We start from the raw sequence: 17,430 nt of genomic DNA, 5'->3' as shown, positions 1-17,430 counted from the left end.
ATGATTAGTGTAGATGAAGATGCACTAGTTTGTGATTTGGCTGAAACTTATCAAATTTATGATTATAAACAGCTGCCAGCTTCTATGGTAGCTGTTTTTTCTTGCGGTTTGAGAGAAACGTCCAGAATAAAAATGAAGCTAAGTGGACAAAAAATACCTCTAGACACTCTACTTTTGGCAGGGATTAGTGATAATTTAAGGCTTTTGCTTTGGACGAAAACTAAAGATGGACAAAAAAATGTAAATCGGCCTGAGTCAATATTACATAAATTATCCGAAAATAATCCGCGTGAGAAAGAAGAAATCATATTTGATTCTGGTGAGGATTTTACTCGTATGAGAAAACAACTGATTGGAGATTCAACGAATGGGGGTGAAGAATAATGGCGATAGAATTAGGACAAGCTTTTGTACAAATCATGCCTTCTGCCAAGGGAATCAGCGGATCCATAACAAAACAATTGTCTGGCGAAGCTGATGCAGCAGGGAAAAGTGCTGGAAATTTAATTGGCGGTAAGCTAGTTGCGACGATCGGGGGAATTATTGCAGCGGCTAAAATTGGCGAACTTATAACTAAAGGTATTTCTGCTTCTTTGTCAGAGGGTGCCGCTTTGCAACAATCGCTAGGAGGAATTGAGACTCTTTTCAAGGGCAGTGCAGATAAAGTCAAGCAGTACGCCAATGAGGCATATAAAACTGCTGGATTATCAGCAAATGATTATATGGAAAATGTCACAAGTTTCAGTGCAAGTTTATTGCAATCTATGGGTGGTGATACTGAAAAGGCAGCTGAAAAAGCAAATATGGCAATGGTTGATATGTCCGACAATGCTAATAAAATGGGTACAAATATGGGCGATATTCAGAATGCCTACCAAGGTTTTGCCAAACAAAACTATACTATGTTGGATAACTTGAAACTCGGATATGGCGGAACAAAAACGGAGATGGAACGACTTCTTGCTGATGCCACTAAGCTAACAGGTGTTAAATATGATATCAACAATTTGAGTGATGTTTATAGTGCGATTCATGCAGTTCAAGAAGAACTAGGTATTACTGGAACAACAGCTAAAGAAGCATCTGAAACATTTAGTGGTTCATTTGCGGCAATGAGGGCGGCTTTTTCTAATGTATTAGGTAAGCTCAGTTTAGGGGAAGATATTATACCTTCTCTTCAAGCATTAGCACAAACCACCTCAACGTTTTTATTCGATAACTTCATTCCAATGGTCGGAAATATTTTGAAGGGTCTGCCAGTAGTGTTTTCTACCTTGTTTCAAGAAGCTGGTCCAAGGTTTCTCGAAGGTGGAGAAGCATTGTTATCACAATTAGGAATTGGGATCGATGGAGGTTTGTCAAAGTTGTTGGGAAATGTTCGAAACGCAATTGACCCTATAATCAAAGCATTTAGAACAGCTTTTAGTCAGCTACCCCAGTTGTTTCAAACTGTTGTGTCATTAATAACTCCGATTATTAGTACAATTGCTACGGCATTTACTAAACTTGATTTTAGTGGATTACAGGCTTTAATTTCTGCAATTATCCCAGCAATTACAAATGCGTTCAGTACAATGTTGAGCATTGTCAGTCCTGCAATCGATATGGTCGTCAATTCTTTTGTGAAAATGTGGAATGCAGCTCAACCGTTGATAGCAGTTCTTTCGGATGCATTAATGCCAGTTTTACAAGTGGTTGGGGCCTTTCTCGGAGGTGTATTTAAAGGAATCCTGATTGGAGTATCTGCTACATTTGATACAATAACTACTGCTATAGGATTTTTGACACCAGTAATCTCATTTTTAGTAGATGCTTTTAAGGCATGTGTGCCAGCGTTAACTCAAGTTGCAGAATGGGTTGGAACAGTTATTGGCTACTTTGCAAATCTTGGTGGTGCAGGAACATCCCTCAAGTCAATTTTGACTGGTTCTTGGAATAATATAAAGGCGATTATCTCCACCGTTGGAAAAAGTATAGGTTCTGTTATTACTTCAGTAAAATCTTTCTTTACAAGTGCAGGGGCTTCCGGGAACGTTTTGAAAAGTATAATTAGTGCTGCATGGAATGGAATTAAATCAGTCATTTCAACTGTAGGAAATGTCATTGGTAGCGTTATAAGCAGAATCCGATCCGTTTTCAGCGGGCTTTCAAGTGCAGGTAATTCTCTTCGTTCAGGTATTTCTGGAGCTTGGAATGGCATGAAGAGTGTAGTTTCAAGTGTTGCTGGCAGTATTAAAAATGTTGTAAATGGTGTAAAAAATGTATTTAACAGTTTGAAAAATATAAGTTTAAGTGGAGCTGGACGAGCAATCATGAATGGGTTTCTCGGTGGACTAAAGTCAGCATGGGAAGGCGTTAAAAATTTTGTTGGTGGTATTGCTGACTGGATAAAGGAACATAAAGGGCCAATCAGCTATGACAAGAAATTGTTGATACCAGCAGGGAAAGCAATTATGGGCGGATTTAATGATAGCTTAAAAGAAAGTTTTAAAAACGTACAAAAAAGTGTTTCAGGAATGGCTGAAAGAATCAGTAATGAGTTTAGTCCATCAGGCCAGATGGTTCTTGAAGCAAGCAGAATAAATAGTTCAATAGCGGCAAGTCAATTAGCCAGTAAGACATATACACCTGAATTAGCAGTAAGTTCTTCTGCAGATGGAAGCGTGTTTGAAATACCTGTGACAGTTGAAATAGAAGGCAGAAAAATGGGGAAAGCTACAGCTAAATTCACTTGGGAAGAGATTCAGAAGATGCAACGTAGGCAAAAGAGAAATCAGGAGGGGATTGCGTGGTAACAGTTACGTATGCAGGCTATGATATTACAAAATATATGATAGTTACCTCTCTCGATAGAGGATTATTGCCAGAAATTGATTATCAAACACAAAAAGTTGGTCGGTCTGATGGTGAAAAATATGTTGATCGATCGATCGGTAGAAGAACAATTCCAATGGGATTCGCACTAGTAGGAAATGTAAACAAAAAAAGGCGCATACTTGCAGAAATCGTTGCTCAAAAAGGACCTCAACCATTAATTTTTAGTGATGAACCAGATAAATGTTGGTATGCAATCCCAACTGGCGATGTCGAAATTGATGATATTGTTAGAGCTGGTAAGGGTACGATCAATTGGATTGTACCAGATGGCGTTTCTTATGATGTTAATCCTCGGATATTTTCTAATATCTCGATTGATAGTGCAGAGAATCAAGTTTTAGATCCGGAATTTCGAAAGAAAGATAAGTATTACAAACAATGGACCGCTCGATTAAATGAAACGAACGGTGCTCATAATATCTTGGGTGCTGATCTAAGTGATACAAACACTATTGCTGATAAAGGTGAAGTAAAGTACAACGTACAACGGCTTTTATATCATGCAAAATAGCAACAGTACAACGCGGAATTTATCTGAGCTGAAACAAGGAGACAAGGTTTGGGGACGTGTAGCACTAAGAATAGATAAGGCATTGCAAGGAGATACAAACGGATCAAAAAGTGCGGTTGCGGTGATTCAAGAATTAGATTATGCAGGCGGTAAGGTTCTTGCTTCTCATGAAGCGAAACCTGCCGCTTTAAATTTGGGCAATTTCCAAAATCTAGATATTCATTTTACTATTTCAAATCCAAATACCAAGGCACTAAATCTGATCACCTGTTTAGCATTAGGAAGTGCAGTTTCTTATTCAAAGCCGCAGTTTAACTTAGGGGAAAAGCTCGCAGATTTTGCCGAACCAACCGCTCAATTGGCCGATTATGTTGCTGTGACAAATCACGGAACATATAAAGCTTGGCCAATTCTCAGGGCAACTATGAACGGTGAAAATGGTCTTGTGGGTGTTGTCAATCCAGACGACGGTATTCTGCAATTTGGTAATGCAGAAGAGCTTGATGTGATTGAAGGGCAACGAACAGATAAAATCATCAGTATTCCAATGAGGAATAATGCTAGTAAATTTGAGTTGAACAGTCCTAAGGCAAAACCGGATTACCCAAACTATGGAGGAAATCCAGATACGCCAAACAAAATCGGTGGGGACGTTGATTGGACAACAAGAGCCGATGTTGTGATGCCAATCTGGCCAGAGAATCATGATGGTGTTTGGGCAGGACCAACCTTATATACTGACATTCCCAAAAATACAAGCAATCTAGATACCGGGAACTTCACATATAGAAGTCGATTTGACTTCGAACCTACTAAGACTACTTCCGGACGTTTGACATTTACTCTGCAGAATAGTTCATTGGGAAGTATTGTTTCTTGTGTTATACGTGATAGTTCAAGAGTCAGAGAAGAGCTTATCGTAGAATTCAGTTGTTTTGATAAAGTTCAGAAACGTTTGACACTTGACCGAAAAGAATGGACTGGTCGCTTCTGGGAGATTCAGATTCAAAGAACGAGTGATACAACCGTGGAATGGAAATTTTCCAAGTGGAAGGCTTTTAGCGGTGAAGGAATTATTGCCTCAAAAGCGGAGGTTTTTTCAGCAACTTTACCTGAAATTTCTGGTGTGGGTATTGATGGACTTTGCACTTGGTTTCAGAAATGGGGCGATGATCCGACTAATGAGCATGCCCTATATATGACATGGACTGATTGTAAATTTTATTGGGATAACGAAACAACGTTTACTAATATACCCAATCTATTTGATGATGGGGATGTTTTGGAAATTGATGTTTTAAATCGCAAGGTATTTTTGAACGGATTTGAAAACTTTAAACTTCATGCATTGGGCAATACCTGGGAACGATTTGCGGTGGAGCCAGGGACAACAACATTCTTACCCGTTGCTAGTAGTTGGGCAAATATTTTTGATTTTGAAGTAGAACTAAGGGGGGCATATATCTAATGGATTTTTACTTTACAGATCGAAAATTTAATTTATTGGGAATCGCCTCTACCAGTTCTGATGCACCAATTTCAATTTTTAATGATCAAGATATTCTTAGTATAAGCGCTGCCTCTCGAACGTTTGAGGGGACGCTTATTTTTTCGGCTAAAGAACGAGATCAAGTCAAATCAATGGCCAACTATGGGAACTATATTTTGTATAAAGATGAAAATGGTCAATCAATTTTTATGACAATCATGGAAATTGAACATGATCCGAAAGTGGGCGAACATTTCATTCGAGCAGAAGATGCAGGAATGGATCTGATCAATGGATTGGTCGATGCATATAGTGCAACCAAAGCGATGACATTTGCAGAATATTTCAAACTGTTTGCCGGAGATACTGGTTTTGAAATTGGCATCAATGAAATCAGTAATCTCAGTCGCACGTTAAAATGGGAGAGTGAAAGTCAGACGATTCTCGCTCGTTTACTCTCGTTAGCTACTCAGTTTGATAATGCAGAACTGAGTTTTTCATTTGAAATTACAGGAACACAAGTTGTTAAGCGATACGTGGATGTTCATAAAAAAAGAGGAGCAGATAAACGAATTACCTTGTATATGGATAAAGATATCAATAATATTGTGACCAAAGCCAATATCTATGATCTATGTACAGCTATTGTGGCAACTGGTGGTACGCCAGAAGGCAAGAATGAACCAATTAACTTAAAAGGGTATAACTACAAAGATCCAAATGGAAGATTCTTGTTAAACAAGACAACTGGTGTCATGCAGGATATGGAGTCAGTGAAGATATGGAGTCGATTACTATCAAATAATAATCCAAATCCGAATGCCGGACATATCCAACGTGTCAAAGCCTACGAAACGACTGATCAAAAAACACTTTGTGATAACGTCATACGTGAACTAGAAAAAGCAAGTCAACCAGCGATCAATTATGAAACTGACATCGCAAATTTACCAGACAACGTAAAGATAGGCGATACGATTTATCTAGTAGACGAGAATGAAAAACTGTTCTTGAGCGCTCGAGTTCTTGAACTTACGAGATGCTATTCTACTAATGAATATAAAGCTACATTGGGAGACTACCTCATTCAAGATGGCGGAGTTAGTCAATCGCTTAAAGAGTTAGCTGATCAGTTAAAGCAAGCCACTACTTATGTTTGGATACGTTATGCAGATGATGAGGAAGGTAACGGAATCAGTGCTTTACCAGCCGGAAAAACCTATATTGCGATTAAGCAAGTGTTAGGTGTGCCAACAGCCAGTGATAATCCTGCAGATTATCGGGGACTCTGGGTAAAATTTGTGGGGGAAGGTGTTCCTGGTCCGCCGGGTGAGAATGGTCAGGCAACATACACATGGCTAAAGTATGCGGATGATTATCAAGGAACCAACATGACCGATGATCCCACTGGAAAATATTATATTGGACTAGCTACAAACAAATTGACCGCAACTGAATCAAACGATCCAAAAGACTATAAGTGGCAACTTGTCAAAGGCGAAGATGGGCAAGACGCACATATTTATCAAGCTTACTCTTGGAACCCAGATGGTACCGATCGATTTACGATTCCATATCCAAATGAAAATTTGATTGTCCATTCAACTGAAATAAAAAATACAAATATTCATACGACTGGAGCGCCCTATCCTGATCCGAATAGTAATCTTATGGGAGACTATATTTCGGTAAAGCCCGGAGATGTTTTGTATTTCACGCAAACAGAAGATCCAAGTACAACATATTGTTTCCGTTGGCGCTGGGCAGACAAAGACAAGAATTATATAGAACGCAAAGCAGAATCTGGGAAGAAATCATTTTCTTGGACCGTCCCAACAGGTGCTTACTACTTTCAAGCCTCTTATCCAAATGTCGGAGACAATAAGATTGAATTTAGCACATCGCCTACAATTTACACTCCGGCTCCTAGCGACGACTTTATCAATGCATATCCTTCATATGTAGGAACTTACACAACATTTGATGATGTCCAATCCACAAATCCTGCTGATTATACGTGGCAAAGAATTTTAGGTATGAACGGAGAAAATGGAAAAGATGGCATCGCAGGGAAAGATGGTGTTGGAGTTTCTGATACAAATATTACTTATGCTCAATCTACAAGTGGAACGTCAGCCCCAACTTCTGGATGGACAATTCAAGTTCCGGCATTAATTAAGGGTCAGTATTTGTGGACTAAAACTACTTGGACTTACACGGATTCTTCAACAGAAACTGGTTATACTGTTTCATACAATGCAAAAGATGGTAACAACGGAACTGACGGAATTGCGGGAAAAGATGGCGTAGGAATTTCAAGCACGAAAATTGAATATGTATCTTCAACTTCTGGAACTGTAAAACCAACTACCGGATGGACTACATCAATACCTACTGTACCAGCAGGATCTTTTTTATGGACCAAAACCACTTGGACATATACAGATGGAACAAATGAATCAGGTTATTCTGCAGCAAAAATGGGTGAAAAAGGGGATCAAGGTATCCAGGGACCTAAAGGGTCTGATGGTCAAACTTATTACACTTGGTTGAAGTATGCAGATACGCCAACAAGTGGAATGTCTGACAGCCCAACAGGAAAGGCTTATATCGGATTGGCATACAACAAACCAACAGCCACCGAATCGACAAACTATGCCGACTACACTTGGTCATTGATCAAAGGATCAGATGGAGCGCAGGGACCCAAAGGAGATAATGGACAAACACTTTATACGTGGATTAAGTATGCCACATCAGCTACTGGCGCAGGAATGTCTGATAGTCCAACAGGTAAGACTTACATTGGATTAGCCTACAACAAAATAACTGCTAATGAAAGCACCAACGCTGCTGATTACTCCTGGTCTTTGATTAAAGGAGATAAAGGTGATACAGGGCCAACTGGACCTCAAGGACCACAGGGACCAGCAGGACCGAAAGGCGATCGTGGCATTATGGGCGTTGCCTATATGCAACCTACTCAGCCTAGCGATACCACAGAAGGAGCCACATGGTTTCAAACTGAATCGTCAACAAGTGATAAAATTATTGCGGTATACACATACAAGAGTGGTTGGCAAAAAAAGAAATATGCTAGTGCAACATTAGCAGTTGAATCTCTGGATGCATTGAGTGCTGATTTAGGCAAAATCACTGCTGGAATAATAAACGGAGTAGAAATCCAAGGAGATGGATTGTATTCTGATTACGATTATCAAATAGCTGAAGGAAGTACGGTTTGGCGAAAAGGCCGGCTTTCTATGTCAGGCGGGTACTTCCGAAATGACTTCCAAACGTATGTAAAAAGCACTGGGGAAATTCAAAATAATGGTTTCTCACAATTCAGCCATGAAGATCTTCAATTTGTCGTATTTAACGGGTCGCAAAAAATGAAAGCAGATAGGTATCTTTCTATAAATCCTTACAGATTTACAATGACCGATAGCCGGGGGCTGGGTGGTAATCTAACTTTTCAGGATCTATATAATATAGGAAAAACAGGAATTCCTGCAGCAAGCGGTTGGTCCCAATATTCAACAAGTCCATCGAGCGGTAATTTTCCTAGCGCAACCAGATTAGGACGTATGGTCCAAGTGAGTGGAGCCTTTAAAAATAATAGTACACTACCAAATGCAAACAATACTTATGTTGTAGGTGTACTTCCGGTAGGATTTAGACCTCAAATGCAAGTAAAGTATTTAGGAAAAGGAGCTGGAACGACAATATTCATGGTCACTATCGATACGAATGGTGAAATATCAATTAGCTATCGATTAGGCTGGACGGGAAGCGACTTTGGATATTTAACAAATAATGCAAATGATATTTTCAATATAGCTGGAGTCTTTTCAGCGGCAGACGTGTAGGAGGCAGACGATGACAGCTAAAGAAAAATATAAAGAATTGTATATCAAGCATGTTATTAAAGAAAAGAGTTCAACCACAGAGGAAATGGATGAGCTCTTTTCTATTGTTTTAGAAGAATTCGATGATGATCCAGAAAAAATGAGCGAATTTATTCAGTCTATTGTAGATGAAAATTCCGAGAGCCAACCGTCAGAGTTAGATTTATTGAAACAAGAAAATGAAGAGTTGAAACAGACAGTAAAATCTATGCAAGAGGAATCTGAGATGGTCCAAACTGCTTTTATGGAAATATCAGATTATGTTTTTTCAAAGTAAAGGAGGAGTGAAAAATGGAATTTTCAGCGTTGAAAATGTTATATGCAACACACGTAATTGAAGGAAAACGCACAATCGAAAGTGTGCCAGATGTTTTACGAGAAGATGTTGCAAAAATTGTTGACGAAGCAAAAAAGCCAGAAGGAACCAAATAATCGGATATGTAGTATCAGGAGCAATCGGCTTAATAGTCGGTTGCTTTTTATTTCAGGGAAGTAGGTGGCATATGTGGAAATAGAAAAGCAGGTCCAAGCACATGAGGAGCGGTTAAAACAGCATGACAAAGAGTTGGGGCGTCTTAATGACGTTACACTGGAAATGCAAAAATCGATGAATGAAGGTCTAGCACGAGTTGATGAATCAAACCGTTTCTTACGTGAGCAAAACACACGGCAAAGCGAACAAAATGCGGAAATCCTTCGTGCAGTATTGCAAAGAAATGAAAAGTCTGATGAACGCAAGTATGAACTAAAAATGCTCGACAAAACGAATATGTGGAAAATGATTCTTGGAATTGGTGCGTCAGCAGGGGCAGTATTCGCATTCGTCTTAGAATTAATAAAATTTTTTGGAGGTAGATAAACATGAACAATATTAATTGGAAATTACGTTTGAAAAGTAAGGCTTTTTGGTTGGCAGTTATTCCAGCACTAGCACTAGCAGTGCAAGCAATTGCTGCAGTATTTGGATTTGAGTACGATTTTGGTGACTTGGTCAATAAACTGATTGTTGTAGTAAACACAGTATTTGCAGTGCTGGTGATTATTGGTATCGTTAATGATCCAACAACTACAGGTATCGCGGATAGCCAACAGGCGCTTACTTATGATCAACCAAAAAGCGATACGGTTGATTACGGCGATGGCCAAGAATTTACAGACAAGAAGGAGTAGCCAATCGGCTGCTCTTTTTTAATACAATATTTGGAGGGATAAACATGGAAGTAACATTAGAGGTTAAAACAAATATTGATGAATTTCAAGAATTGCTCAAACAGGCAACAATCCAGTCTGAGCAATTACAAGAGACATTGAAAAAGATTGAAGAATTTAATTTAGAAGTCGAAGTTCAAAGTTAAGTTGATTTCTTCTCCGCAACTTGGACATAGTGAATGTCCTGCTGGAACTGAAACTTCTTTTTGACAATGAGGACACTCGATTTCATGTTTTTGAGATAGCATTGATTTTTTAACTTCCTTTTTGATATCTCTGTCTAAATCTCGAGTAAACTTTCTCATGTCTGATGACTTGCCAAGATCATATTTCTTGACCATATAAACACACCTCCTTATCAATTACTTCAGCCGACCACTGACTGATAAGGAAATTATAGCAAAAAAATATTGTCAAAAGGAGGAAATAAAAAATGAGTATCGAAAACATGATTTCATGGATGGCAAGCAAGGAAGGGCGAGTCAATTATTCCATGACAAGTCGATTAGGCCCTAAAAGCTACGACTGTTCTTCTGCAGTGTTTTTTTCTATGATTGCTGGTGGATTCTTACCGGCCGGAACAATGGGAAATACAGAAACGCTATTTGCCATGAATGGAACAGTGCTCAAGAAAATTAGTCGTGCAGAAGTGAGAAGAGGGGATATCTTTATAGCTGGAACTCCTGGGGCTTCTCATGGATCAGAAGGGCATACAGGAATCTTTTTGAGCAATAAGAGTTTTATCCATTGCAGCTATTATTGGAATGGAATTCACACAGACAGCCATGATTCTTATATGAGCACTCGATTAACGCACCATTTCTATCGAATTGTAGCTAGTGGCAATGCAGATGTGAATACTGATAACAGCACACAAATGATCAAATTGGCAATCGATGGACAATGGGGACCACTCGTCACTCTACGTTTGCAAGAATACTACAATACAACTAGAGATAAAGTGATTAGTCATCAGTACAAGCAAAAATACAATCAAAATATCTATTCTGCAGAATTTGATACTACTTTGATCGGATCCGACGTGATCCGTGCAATCCAGATGGGCCTCAAAGCAAGAGGATATTATTCTGGTGTAATTGATGGTCTATGTGGTGAAGCAACAATCAAAGCGATGCAAAAAGCATTAGGAACGACAGTTGATGGTATTATCAGTCCGAAATCCGATATGGTTAAGGCATTACAGAGAGCATTGAACAATAATAAACTTCCATGGTAAAAAAATAGCCCGCATAAGCGGGCTTCAATTAACTTGAATTCATATCATTTGCAAAAATGTTTTTTTTCACATAAGGTTATCCTGCAACATGCATTAATCTAAGAAGAGTACTGGCACAGAAAACTTGGGGAAGTTTTTCTGGACTGCGACCAGTACTCTTCGTATTTATTTTATCATTGTTCTTACTTAATAGATATTATTGATTAGAAAATCGTCATAAATTTGTTGAGTTTGAGTAATCATTGAGATGAAATTGTTTTTTGATCATTAAGTTACGACATAAAATATCATCATTTAATTGGACTACTCTTCTCCATGAGTATGTTTTGCAAATTCATTGTAGCTGATTCTAGTAGTTATATTCAAACAACGTAGGCTATTAATTCCCTTTACAATACATTGCATTAGTGTTAATCTCTTAAAGAATATGTTTAGGAGATTAATTATGAATTTTGAGCTTCTTAGAAGTAGCATAATGGATATAAACGGATTACATAAATCCATTTCTGAAGAACATTTCATGCAACAAAATAACTGGAATTTGAGGAAAATCCAAGTAAAAGATGTTGTAATTGGGAATAAAATATCTGATGATTTTCTTCTGCATATAGAAAAATACTATGAGAAATTAAATTTTGTTATAGCATACTCTGACTTTGATCATGAATACAGACTGTGGGACGGGAGAATAAGACTTAAGCAAAAAGAATCCGTCCAAAACAAACTTTTTTACTATTGTAAAGATCATGCTGATGGCAAAGTATCTCTTCAAAAGTGCTTAAATGATTTGTTGGGTTTTCGATTGATTATAGATGATTTTAATTGTGAAACTGAAGAATTCAAAAAATTTATGGAATCCATTGAAGATGAATTCTCTCTAATGAGATGGTATAATAGAAGTAAGCAAGGCTATGTAGGAACCCACTTATATTTCAAGAATGGTAATAATCTTTTTTTTCCGTGGGAATTACAGATATGGAATAAAAAACATTCAGAAACTAATGAAAAATCACATGCTGAGCACAAAGCTAAGCGAGGCTATATTACATGGCCTAAGCAATATAAAGAAGGAATATTAAGAAAGGGAGATGACTAATGGCTTATCATTTTATTGCAATAGCTAGCTATTATGAAGGCGGGACAAGAATTGGATGGCATTATTCATCTAACGATAGTCTTGATAAAACCGTTATACAAAACTTTTTGGAAAAAAGTAAAGAGATGTTAGGGAAAATTGATTTTGGTATTCACAAATTAACTACTGATTCTGTTTCTTGGGAGAGTGTATACGAGAAGGATTCTTTTTTTAAGGATGTTTATATTGCGAAAAGTGCAGATGATTTTTTGCAACTACTTAAGAAAGATAAAGAAATTAGTGCGATTGACATCGCGAAACTTTTCTTGACTTTATCACCGGTTACAAATCTAAAATTACAAAAGTTGATTTATTTTACTTACGCAACTTATTTAGAAAAAACCAAAAGAAAGCTTTTTCCTGAAAAAATTGTAGCTTATAAGTATGGTCCCGTGGTAGAAGAAGTGTATCATTTATATAAAGATTTTGGACGCAATAGGATAGAAGAAGCGAGCGATCCTGTTCTTTATCTGCAAGAAATAACAGTTCCCATGGCACTAGCTAAAATAGCTATGAATGAAAACTATAAAGATATTTTAGCTACGCTTAAGGAAGTTATTGAATTGTATTGGACAAAATCTGCAAGTGAGTTAGTATCAATTTCACATGTTCCAGATGGTCCTTGGGATAGAGCTTATAGTGCTGGAACATATAATCGGATTATTGATGATTTTTCTATACTTAATTATCGAGCTAAAGAAAAAGAGTTCAAAAAAAGACCCTAGCCCAAGCTAAGGTCTTTTTTCATTGCTTCAAATTCAATCATAATCTTCGTTTTACCAATGACCGAATACTTCCTCACAACAAATTGCTTCCGATCATTATACTCACCAGCAACCACGATCTGCATTCCTTCATCCACGTCGGCTAGAAAACTCAAACTATGTGCAGCAATCAGACAGTTCACACCGTCAAGAGAGAAACGGACCAAAGGGGTCCTCGACATTTTCAGCACTCGTATCTTCGAAACTACACCTTTCAATGATTTCATGGTGATCGCCTCCATATGGTTGTATAAAATATCTAGTATTTGTTTTTCCTAAAGTCATGCCTACATAAAACTCTACGCAACGAGTTCCAAAAACGCACTCTTGAGATTCAGATATACTGTCAGGAAATTCCTGTTCAAACTCTGAATAAGAAATATAGCCCTGTTCATATAGACTAATTATGTTCATATTAAGATACCTTTCCAGTGTATGGGTTTATAGGACGTTTTGCTTTTTTAAAATCTGTTAGAAGATAATTTTCTCCGTTATGCGAGAGAGGTAGACGAGCTTGAAAATCTCTTTCAAATAATAAAACATGATCAATGTCCTTGGTCGGGAATGCCATGCAGTAGCGATCACTATTATAAATCCACCAATTATAATCCATTCCTTCTATAATAATAATTTCGTGAGATGCTTTTTCAAATCCATAAAGTTTATTCTTTAAACAAAATTTTGCTGGTCGTATATAATCACCGAAATTCTCACGTTTAATGAATCTCACTGTAATCACTCCTTAAAAGGAGTATACGAACGTTTGTTCTTTTTGTAAAGAGAACAAGAGTATAATTAACTAGAATGTTTTATATGTATATTTTTTTCTTTCATTATATGTACGACAAGCTGGCGGAATTTGATTGCGTTTTGATTGCGTTTAATAAGAAAAACAGAGAGTTACTAGAATTAGTTAGATCGATAAAAACACTGTAATATCAATCAATAATTAACATAAAGAATCAATAGAACACAGCGAAACAGATAATACGGTCTCAAAGACGCGAACGCTGCGGAATAATCAAAACATTGTTAATTCAAGGTTTAGCAGACTATCTTTTACAGATAGTCTGCTTTTTTTGCGTTTTGACTATACCGAGTAAAATTTACTGGTATTTTGTAGCTACTTTAGATTTTGTAAAAGAGTGATAGATACAGTATTAAGTTATATCACCAAGATTTCTGAAAGCTATCAATATATGCTTTAAAAAATACCCGGATTTACCCATACAATACTATAAAATAGGTCACCAGCCACTATGTTCTCCTAACGTCGCTGCTGACTTATTCTACTGGGCATGTAGTTTTTTTTGTGCCTCGATAAACTTACAAAATAGCAAGTATCTAAACTAGTTCTCGGAGTGCCTTAGCGTAATATACCCACCGTTTGTGAAAACAAACGAGATAGATGTTGTAAATAGGAAGGACAAATTTTTAATCAAATAAATTTGATTTTCCACATTATTTTTGTTAATATGATGGTGCGAAGCGATAGTAATTTTACCAATGGAACACAAAAACCACTCTACTGCGAATAGAGTGGTTTTCTTTTACATTCGTTGCGACTTCGAATGTGTGGGTTAGAAGCAACTTGCTCTTAGTCATTGTCTTTCTCATCCAACCAATGAGAAATTAGTTGAATAACTAAACCTACAAAGATAGGCGCAATAACCAACGATAGTAGTTTTTCCAATAGAACACACCCCCTTTGGGGGCAAGTTGCCAAAATGAGTATAGCATAGAGAAACGCTAAAAGAAATGCTATCATAACCATTCCAATCGCCGTTTATTATCTTTTTCGAGTTTTTCTTTGGGGATAATTTCAGAATTTAATGGTTTGATAAATTTTTTTGAACCATGATTAAAAGATATATTTTTCTCTGAAAATATAGAGATACGTTTTAACTCTTTCTCAAAAAAGGTTAGATGGGTTAAACGATCTACATAATTGTCTATCTTCTCTATCTCATATTTTCTTTTTCTGTGGGATTCAGTATAACTATGCTCTATATAGCCTAATTGCTTAATGACTGATGTTTTAATTAATTCGTTTTCTCTAGTAGAATATCTATAACTATTTACCAAAAATTCTAAATCTTTTGAATTTACTGTTCTAGGCTCTATGTGTATTTCTAAATCATTATCAGTATAAGAGCTAACGTTTATAACAATTTGAGTGAATCCTAAAGTTAATGCATAATGCTCCAATTGAATAATGAATTTTTTATAGAGCTCATAAAAATCATTGAACACAAAATTATTGCTTAATCTATATAAATCAAAATCTGTTATTTCAAATGTTAGTCCATATAAAGTGGTATTGATTCGCATATTTCCTGAAAAAGAAAATTTTTTGAAATATCCTTTGGAATAAATATTTAAACATTGTTTGGAGGAATAAGGGTGATACTTGCAAGAAATATGAAGATTTTTAGATAGTAAAGATTCTAATAAATCTAAATTTCCACTAGTAAAACCTCTATCAGGTATTAATGCTTGCAAACATTCTTCACGAGAATAAATTGTTCCAAATTCATCAAAAGACACGTCAAAATATTCTAGCAGTTCAGTCAATACATTAACAGAAATATCATGAAATTCATTATTTTTAATTTTGCTAATAGTCTGACGAGATAGTGAAGTTTCCTTTGCTAGTTTGTGATTACTAATGTTTTTTTCCGACATTAAATTCTTCAAGTTATTTTTGTACATCTTTATCACCTCAAAATTAGCCTAGCAAAAGAAGGAAGACATTGAAACTGTAACTTAAGTAGGCAAAAATTAAGTTTAATTCCCTTTTTAATTGATGCTATGGAAATTCTGTTTAATGAAAGTATGATAAACTATTTTTGTAGTATAACCGTGCGTACTAACAGTTTGTCAGGAAGTTCAGCCCGTTATTAGATAAAAAATTAGCTTTTTGAACGGGTTACTTGAGATGTGTGATGGTATATAATATATTTTTCAAACTTTAGTTATTTCAATGTAGACCTGATTCACGTATGTTTTGTATGTCTTGAGGTATAAGAACTCTAAAACGTGCTGAGATTCATTAAAAAGTACCTATTGGAACATTGCTCAATCCATTTCTGTCAAAGGATTTTGAAGCTCTTTAAAAATTTACTGCATACAACTAGGTCTAAAAAAATCTATCGAAAATATAATTCCGATAGAGATTCAATATACTGACAATGATTTTTTGACCATACCGAGTAAGCTTTAATGGCATTTTTTAGGTTAATTTAAATCTAGTAAAAGGTCGTAGACACAGTATTAAGTTGTATCAGTTATCATCAGAATTTCTGAAAGCTATCAATACGGTCTCAAAGACGCGAACGCTGCGGAATAATTCTAACAAGGTTAGAACGTTGGTTTACCAACGATTTAGAGATGTTTTCCTTCGCTGGGGACATCTCTTTTTTTGAAGATGAATGTCAATTGAAAAAATGATCAAATGGTACATTACTATCGAAAATGATAGTCGCATATATTGTTTATAGAGTTAAATGAGACCAATCAAGCTGTAGCTTCTTGCCGAGTTTTGAAACCTCGATGAGTTGTCTTTTTTTTATTTTCCAGTCACTGGATCAGTTCTCAAATAAGTTTGAAATATATAGGCGGTTGAGCCATTTTTATTCGTGTATTTTTGTCATAATAACATCCATAAGGATAAAGCAATAATCGATACTTTAGTCTGAATATTCTGAACAAATCTTGTAGTCTGTTAGATGTTGTTATCGGATGAAAGTAAGTTCAAATGAAAATAGTCGATTCACCAAATATTTTTCTATTAAAAGAGATGATCATCGCAATTAACTATTCTGATCTGAAAAAATAAAAAGGCAACTCAAGAGTTACCTTTTGCTGATGTAATCTGTTTACTTCTTCTTGTCAACTTCGTAAGTAGCGAAAGCGAGAATAAAAAAAAGACTGCTAAGGATACACCAAACCATTTGAATACTTTACGGCCTCATTAAAAGAAAGCGTTCTTTGGATAAGGATTATGGGCGGCTCAAAGTTATTACATGTGTACAAAAAATAAAGAAAAGACCATTTTTGCAATAAAGGAACTAGCAAAAAAAGCGAGAACAACCAACATAATTTTCCAAGGTTTTAACCAAGCACTATTCTTTTTCATCTAATCACCTCTATAAAAAGAATACTATGATAAATAAATAAATAAATAATATTCTTAATTGTCAAATTAAGTTAGACAGATCATCAATACTTACGTAACTCAAAAATACTTCCAAAGGTGTTCGATAATCCAGTGATTTTCTAGGAATATTATTTCGTTTAG

General features: G+C 36.3%; 18 protein-coding genes and 1 pseudogene. 13 read left to right on the top strand and 6 right to left on the bottom strand.

Annotation, left to right across the window (positions count from 1 at the left end; all coding sequences use genetic code 11):
* The 10 genes from ACTFWY_RS13635 (at nt 1) to ACTFWY_RS13590 (ending at nt 10,140) form a co-directional block, all read left to right on the top strand.
* Nucleotides 1-384 (top strand): DUF5361 domain-containing protein, encoded by a 384-nt coding sequence (locus tag ACTFWY_RS13635; RefSeq protein WP_041120504.1) that lies wholly within the window; start codon nt 1-3, stop codon nt 382-384.
* Nucleotides 384-2,795, top strand: coding sequence for a phage tail protein (locus ACTFWY_RS13630; RefSeq protein WP_196774965.1), 2,412 nt, complete (start codon nt 384-386; stop codon nt 2,793-2,795). Before ACTFWY_RS13635 ends, ACTFWY_RS13630 begins: the two co-directional genes overlap by 1 nt.
* Nucleotides 2,789-3,388 carry a distal tail protein Dit gene (locus tag ACTFWY_RS13625; RefSeq protein ID WP_439927102.1) on the top strand — a complete coding sequence of 200 codons (600 nt, stop codon included), beginning with the start codon at nt 2,789-2,791 and terminating at the stop codon, nt 3,386-3,388. The genes ACTFWY_RS13630 and ACTFWY_RS13625 overlap by 7 nt, the downstream gene beginning before the upstream one ends.
* Nucleotides 3,378-4,856 (top strand): hypothetical protein, encoded by a 1,479-nt coding sequence (locus ACTFWY_RS13620; RefSeq protein ID WP_439927103.1) that lies wholly within the window; start codon nt 3,378-3,380, stop codon nt 4,854-4,856. The genes ACTFWY_RS13625 and ACTFWY_RS13620 overlap by 11 nt, the downstream gene beginning before the upstream one ends.
* Nucleotides 4,856-8,746 (top strand): phage tail spike protein, encoded by a 3,891-nt coding sequence (locus ACTFWY_RS13615; RefSeq protein ID WP_439927105.1) that lies wholly within the window; start codon nt 4,856-4,858, stop codon nt 8,744-8,746. The genes ACTFWY_RS13620 and ACTFWY_RS13615 overlap by 1 nt, the downstream gene beginning before the upstream one ends.
* Before the next feature lie 10 nt (nt 8,747-8,756).
* The gene (locus tag ACTFWY_RS13610; protein WP_131731836.1) at nt 8,757-9,062 is read left to right on the top strand and encodes a hypothetical protein; all 306 of its coding nucleotides are present in this window, start codon (nt 8,757-8,759) and stop codon (nt 9,060-9,062) included.
* A gap of 14 nt (nt 9,063-9,076) precedes the next feature.
* Nucleotides 9,077-9,217 carry a CD1375 family protein gene (locus ACTFWY_RS13605; RefSeq protein ID WP_187361774.1) on the top strand — a complete coding sequence of 47 codons (141 nt, stop codon included), beginning with the start codon at nt 9,077-9,079 and terminating at the stop codon, nt 9,215-9,217.
* Between the two features lie 73 nt (nt 9,218-9,290).
* Nucleotides 9,291-9,644 (top strand): hypothetical protein, encoded by a 354-nt coding sequence (locus ACTFWY_RS13600; protein WP_131731835.1) that lies wholly within the window; start codon nt 9,291-9,293, stop codon nt 9,642-9,644.
* A gap of 2 nt (nt 9,645-9,646) precedes the next feature.
* Nucleotides 9,647-9,955: a phage holin gene (locus tag ACTFWY_RS13595; RefSeq protein WP_086269401.1), complete on the top strand. Its 309-nt coding sequence runs from the start codon at nt 9,647-9,649 to the stop codon at nt 9,953-9,955.
* Between the two features lie 44 nt (nt 9,956-9,999).
* Entirely contained in the window at nt 10,000-10,140 is a 141-nt protein-coding gene (locus ACTFWY_RS13590; protein WP_179135094.1) for a hypothetical protein, read from the top strand.
* Here the strand turns inward: ACTFWY_RS13590 and ACTFWY_RS13585 are convergent.
* Nucleotides 10,117-10,335 (bottom strand): hypothetical protein, encoded by a 219-nt coding sequence (locus ACTFWY_RS13585; protein WP_081132349.1) that lies wholly within the window; start codon nt 10,333-10,335, stop codon nt 10,117-10,119. The genes ACTFWY_RS13590 and ACTFWY_RS13585 overlap by 24 nt on opposite strands.
* Nucleotides 10,336-10,427: 92 nt before the next feature.
* Here ACTFWY_RS13585 and ACTFWY_RS13580 point away from each other — a divergent pair, with 92 nt between their 5' ends.
* The 3 genes from ACTFWY_RS13580 (at nt 10,428) to ACTFWY_RS13570 (ending at nt 13,091) form a co-directional block, all read left to right on the top strand.
* Entirely contained in the window at nt 10,428-11,231 is an 804-nt protein-coding gene (locus ACTFWY_RS13580; protein WP_423121598.1) for a C40 family peptidase, read from the top strand.
* A 445-nt stretch (nt 11,232-11,676) separates the two neighbouring features.
* Nucleotides 11,677-12,327: a hypothetical protein gene (locus ACTFWY_RS13575; RefSeq protein ID WP_423121597.1), complete on the top strand. Its 651-nt coding sequence runs from the start codon at nt 11,677-11,679 to the stop codon at nt 12,325-12,327.
* On the top strand, nt 12,327-13,091 hold the full coding sequence (locus tag ACTFWY_RS13570) for a Panacea domain-containing protein (RefSeq protein ID WP_423121596.1): 765 nt from the start codon (nt 12,327-12,329) through the stop codon (nt 13,089-13,091). The genes ACTFWY_RS13575 and ACTFWY_RS13570 overlap by 1 nt, the downstream gene beginning before the upstream one ends.
* On the opposite strand, the gene ACTFWY_RS13565 is transcribed toward ACTFWY_RS13570, so the two are convergent.
* From ACTFWY_RS13565 to ACTFWY_RS13545, 5 genes and pseudogenes are all read right to left on the bottom strand, one after another.
* Nucleotides 13,088-13,357, bottom strand: coding sequence for a hypothetical protein (locus ACTFWY_RS13565; protein ID WP_423121595.1), 270 nt, complete (start codon nt 13,355-13,357; stop codon nt 13,088-13,090). The genes ACTFWY_RS13570 and ACTFWY_RS13565 overlap by 4 nt on opposite strands.
* 188 nt (nt 13,358-13,545) lie before the next feature.
* Nucleotides 13,546-13,860: a hypothetical protein gene (locus ACTFWY_RS13560; RefSeq protein ID WP_423121594.1), complete on the bottom strand. Its 315-nt coding sequence runs from the start codon at nt 13,858-13,860 to the stop codon at nt 13,546-13,548.
* An 867-nt stretch (nt 13,861-14,727) separates the two neighbouring features.
* A complete protein-coding gene (locus tag ACTFWY_RS13555; RefSeq protein ID WP_376716430.1) occupies nt 14,728-14,898 on the bottom strand; it encodes a type I toxin-antitoxin system Fst family toxin in 171 nt (56 codons plus the stop codon).
* Nucleotides 14,895-15,842 (bottom strand): helix-turn-helix domain-containing protein, encoded by a 948-nt coding sequence (locus tag ACTFWY_RS13550; protein WP_439927108.1) that lies wholly within the window; start codon nt 15,840-15,842, stop codon nt 14,895-14,897. Before ACTFWY_RS13550 ends, ACTFWY_RS13555 begins: the two co-directional genes overlap by 4 nt.
* Before the next feature lie 1,487 nt (nt 15,843-17,329).
* Nucleotides 17,330-17,430, bottom strand: a pseudogene (locus ACTFWY_RS13545) (IS30 family transposase); the annotation flags it as partial.

It is taken from the genome of Enterococcus sp. 125944 (assembly GCF_051909435.1).
Lineage (GTDB): Bacteria > Bacillota > Bacilli > Lactobacillales > Enterococcaceae > Enterococcus_D > Enterococcus_D gallinarum.
The sequence above is the reverse complement of the archived record's forward strand: the minus strand, read 5'-3'. Positions and strand labels throughout refer to the sequence as shown.

Coding starts and splice junctions, on each gene's coding strand:
- ACTFWY_RS13630 (WP_196774965.1), top strand. CDS start 384: ATGGCGATAGAATTAGGACAAGCTTTTGTACAAATCATGCCTTCTGCC.
- ACTFWY_RS13605 (WP_187361774.1), top strand. CDS start 9,077: ATGGAATTTTCAGCGTTGAAAATGTTATATGCAACACACGTAATTGAA.
- ACTFWY_RS13555 (WP_376716430.1), bottom strand. CDS start 14,898: ATGATAGCATTTCTTTTAGCGTTTCTCTATGCTATACTCATTTTGGCA.
- ACTFWY_RS13570 (WP_423121596.1), top strand. CDS start 12,327: ATGGCTTATCATTTTATTGCAATAGCTAGCTATTATGAAGGCGGGACA.
- ACTFWY_RS13615 (WP_439927105.1), top strand. CDS start 4,856: ATGGATTTTTACTTTACAGATCGAAAATTTAATTTATTGGGAATCGCC.
- ACTFWY_RS13565 (WP_423121595.1), bottom strand. CDS start 13,357: ATGAAATCATTGAAAGGTGTAGTTTCGAAGATACGAGTGCTGAAAATG.
- ACTFWY_RS13575 (WP_423121597.1), top strand. CDS start 11,677: ATGAATTTTGAGCTTCTTAGAAGTAGCATAATGGATATAAACGGATTA.
- ACTFWY_RS13620 (WP_439927103.1), top strand. CDS start 3,378: ATGCAAAATAGCAACAGTACAACGCGGAATTTATCTGAGCTGAAACAA.
- ACTFWY_RS13585 (WP_081132349.1), bottom strand. CDS start 10,335: ATGGTCAAGAAATATGATCTTGGCAAGTCATCAGACATGAGAAAGTTT.
- ACTFWY_RS13550 (WP_439927108.1), bottom strand. CDS start 15,842: ATGTACAAAAATAACTTGAAGAATTTAATGTCGGAAAAAAACATTAGT.
- ACTFWY_RS13635 (WP_041120504.1), top strand. CDS start 1: ATGATTAGTGTAGATGAAGATGCACTAGTTTGTGATTTGGCTGAAACT.
- ACTFWY_RS13610 (WP_131731836.1), top strand. CDS start 8,757: ATGACAGCTAAAGAAAAATATAAAGAATTGTATATCAAGCATGTTATT.
- ACTFWY_RS13580 (WP_423121598.1), top strand. CDS start 10,428: ATGAGTATCGAAAACATGATTTCATGGATGGCAAGCAAGGAAGGGCGA.
- ACTFWY_RS13595 (WP_086269401.1), top strand. CDS start 9,647: ATGAACAATATTAATTGGAAATTACGTTTGAAAAGTAAGGCTTTTTGG.
- ACTFWY_RS13590 (WP_179135094.1), top strand. CDS start 10,000: ATGGAAGTAACATTAGAGGTTAAAACAAATATTGATGAATTTCAAGAA.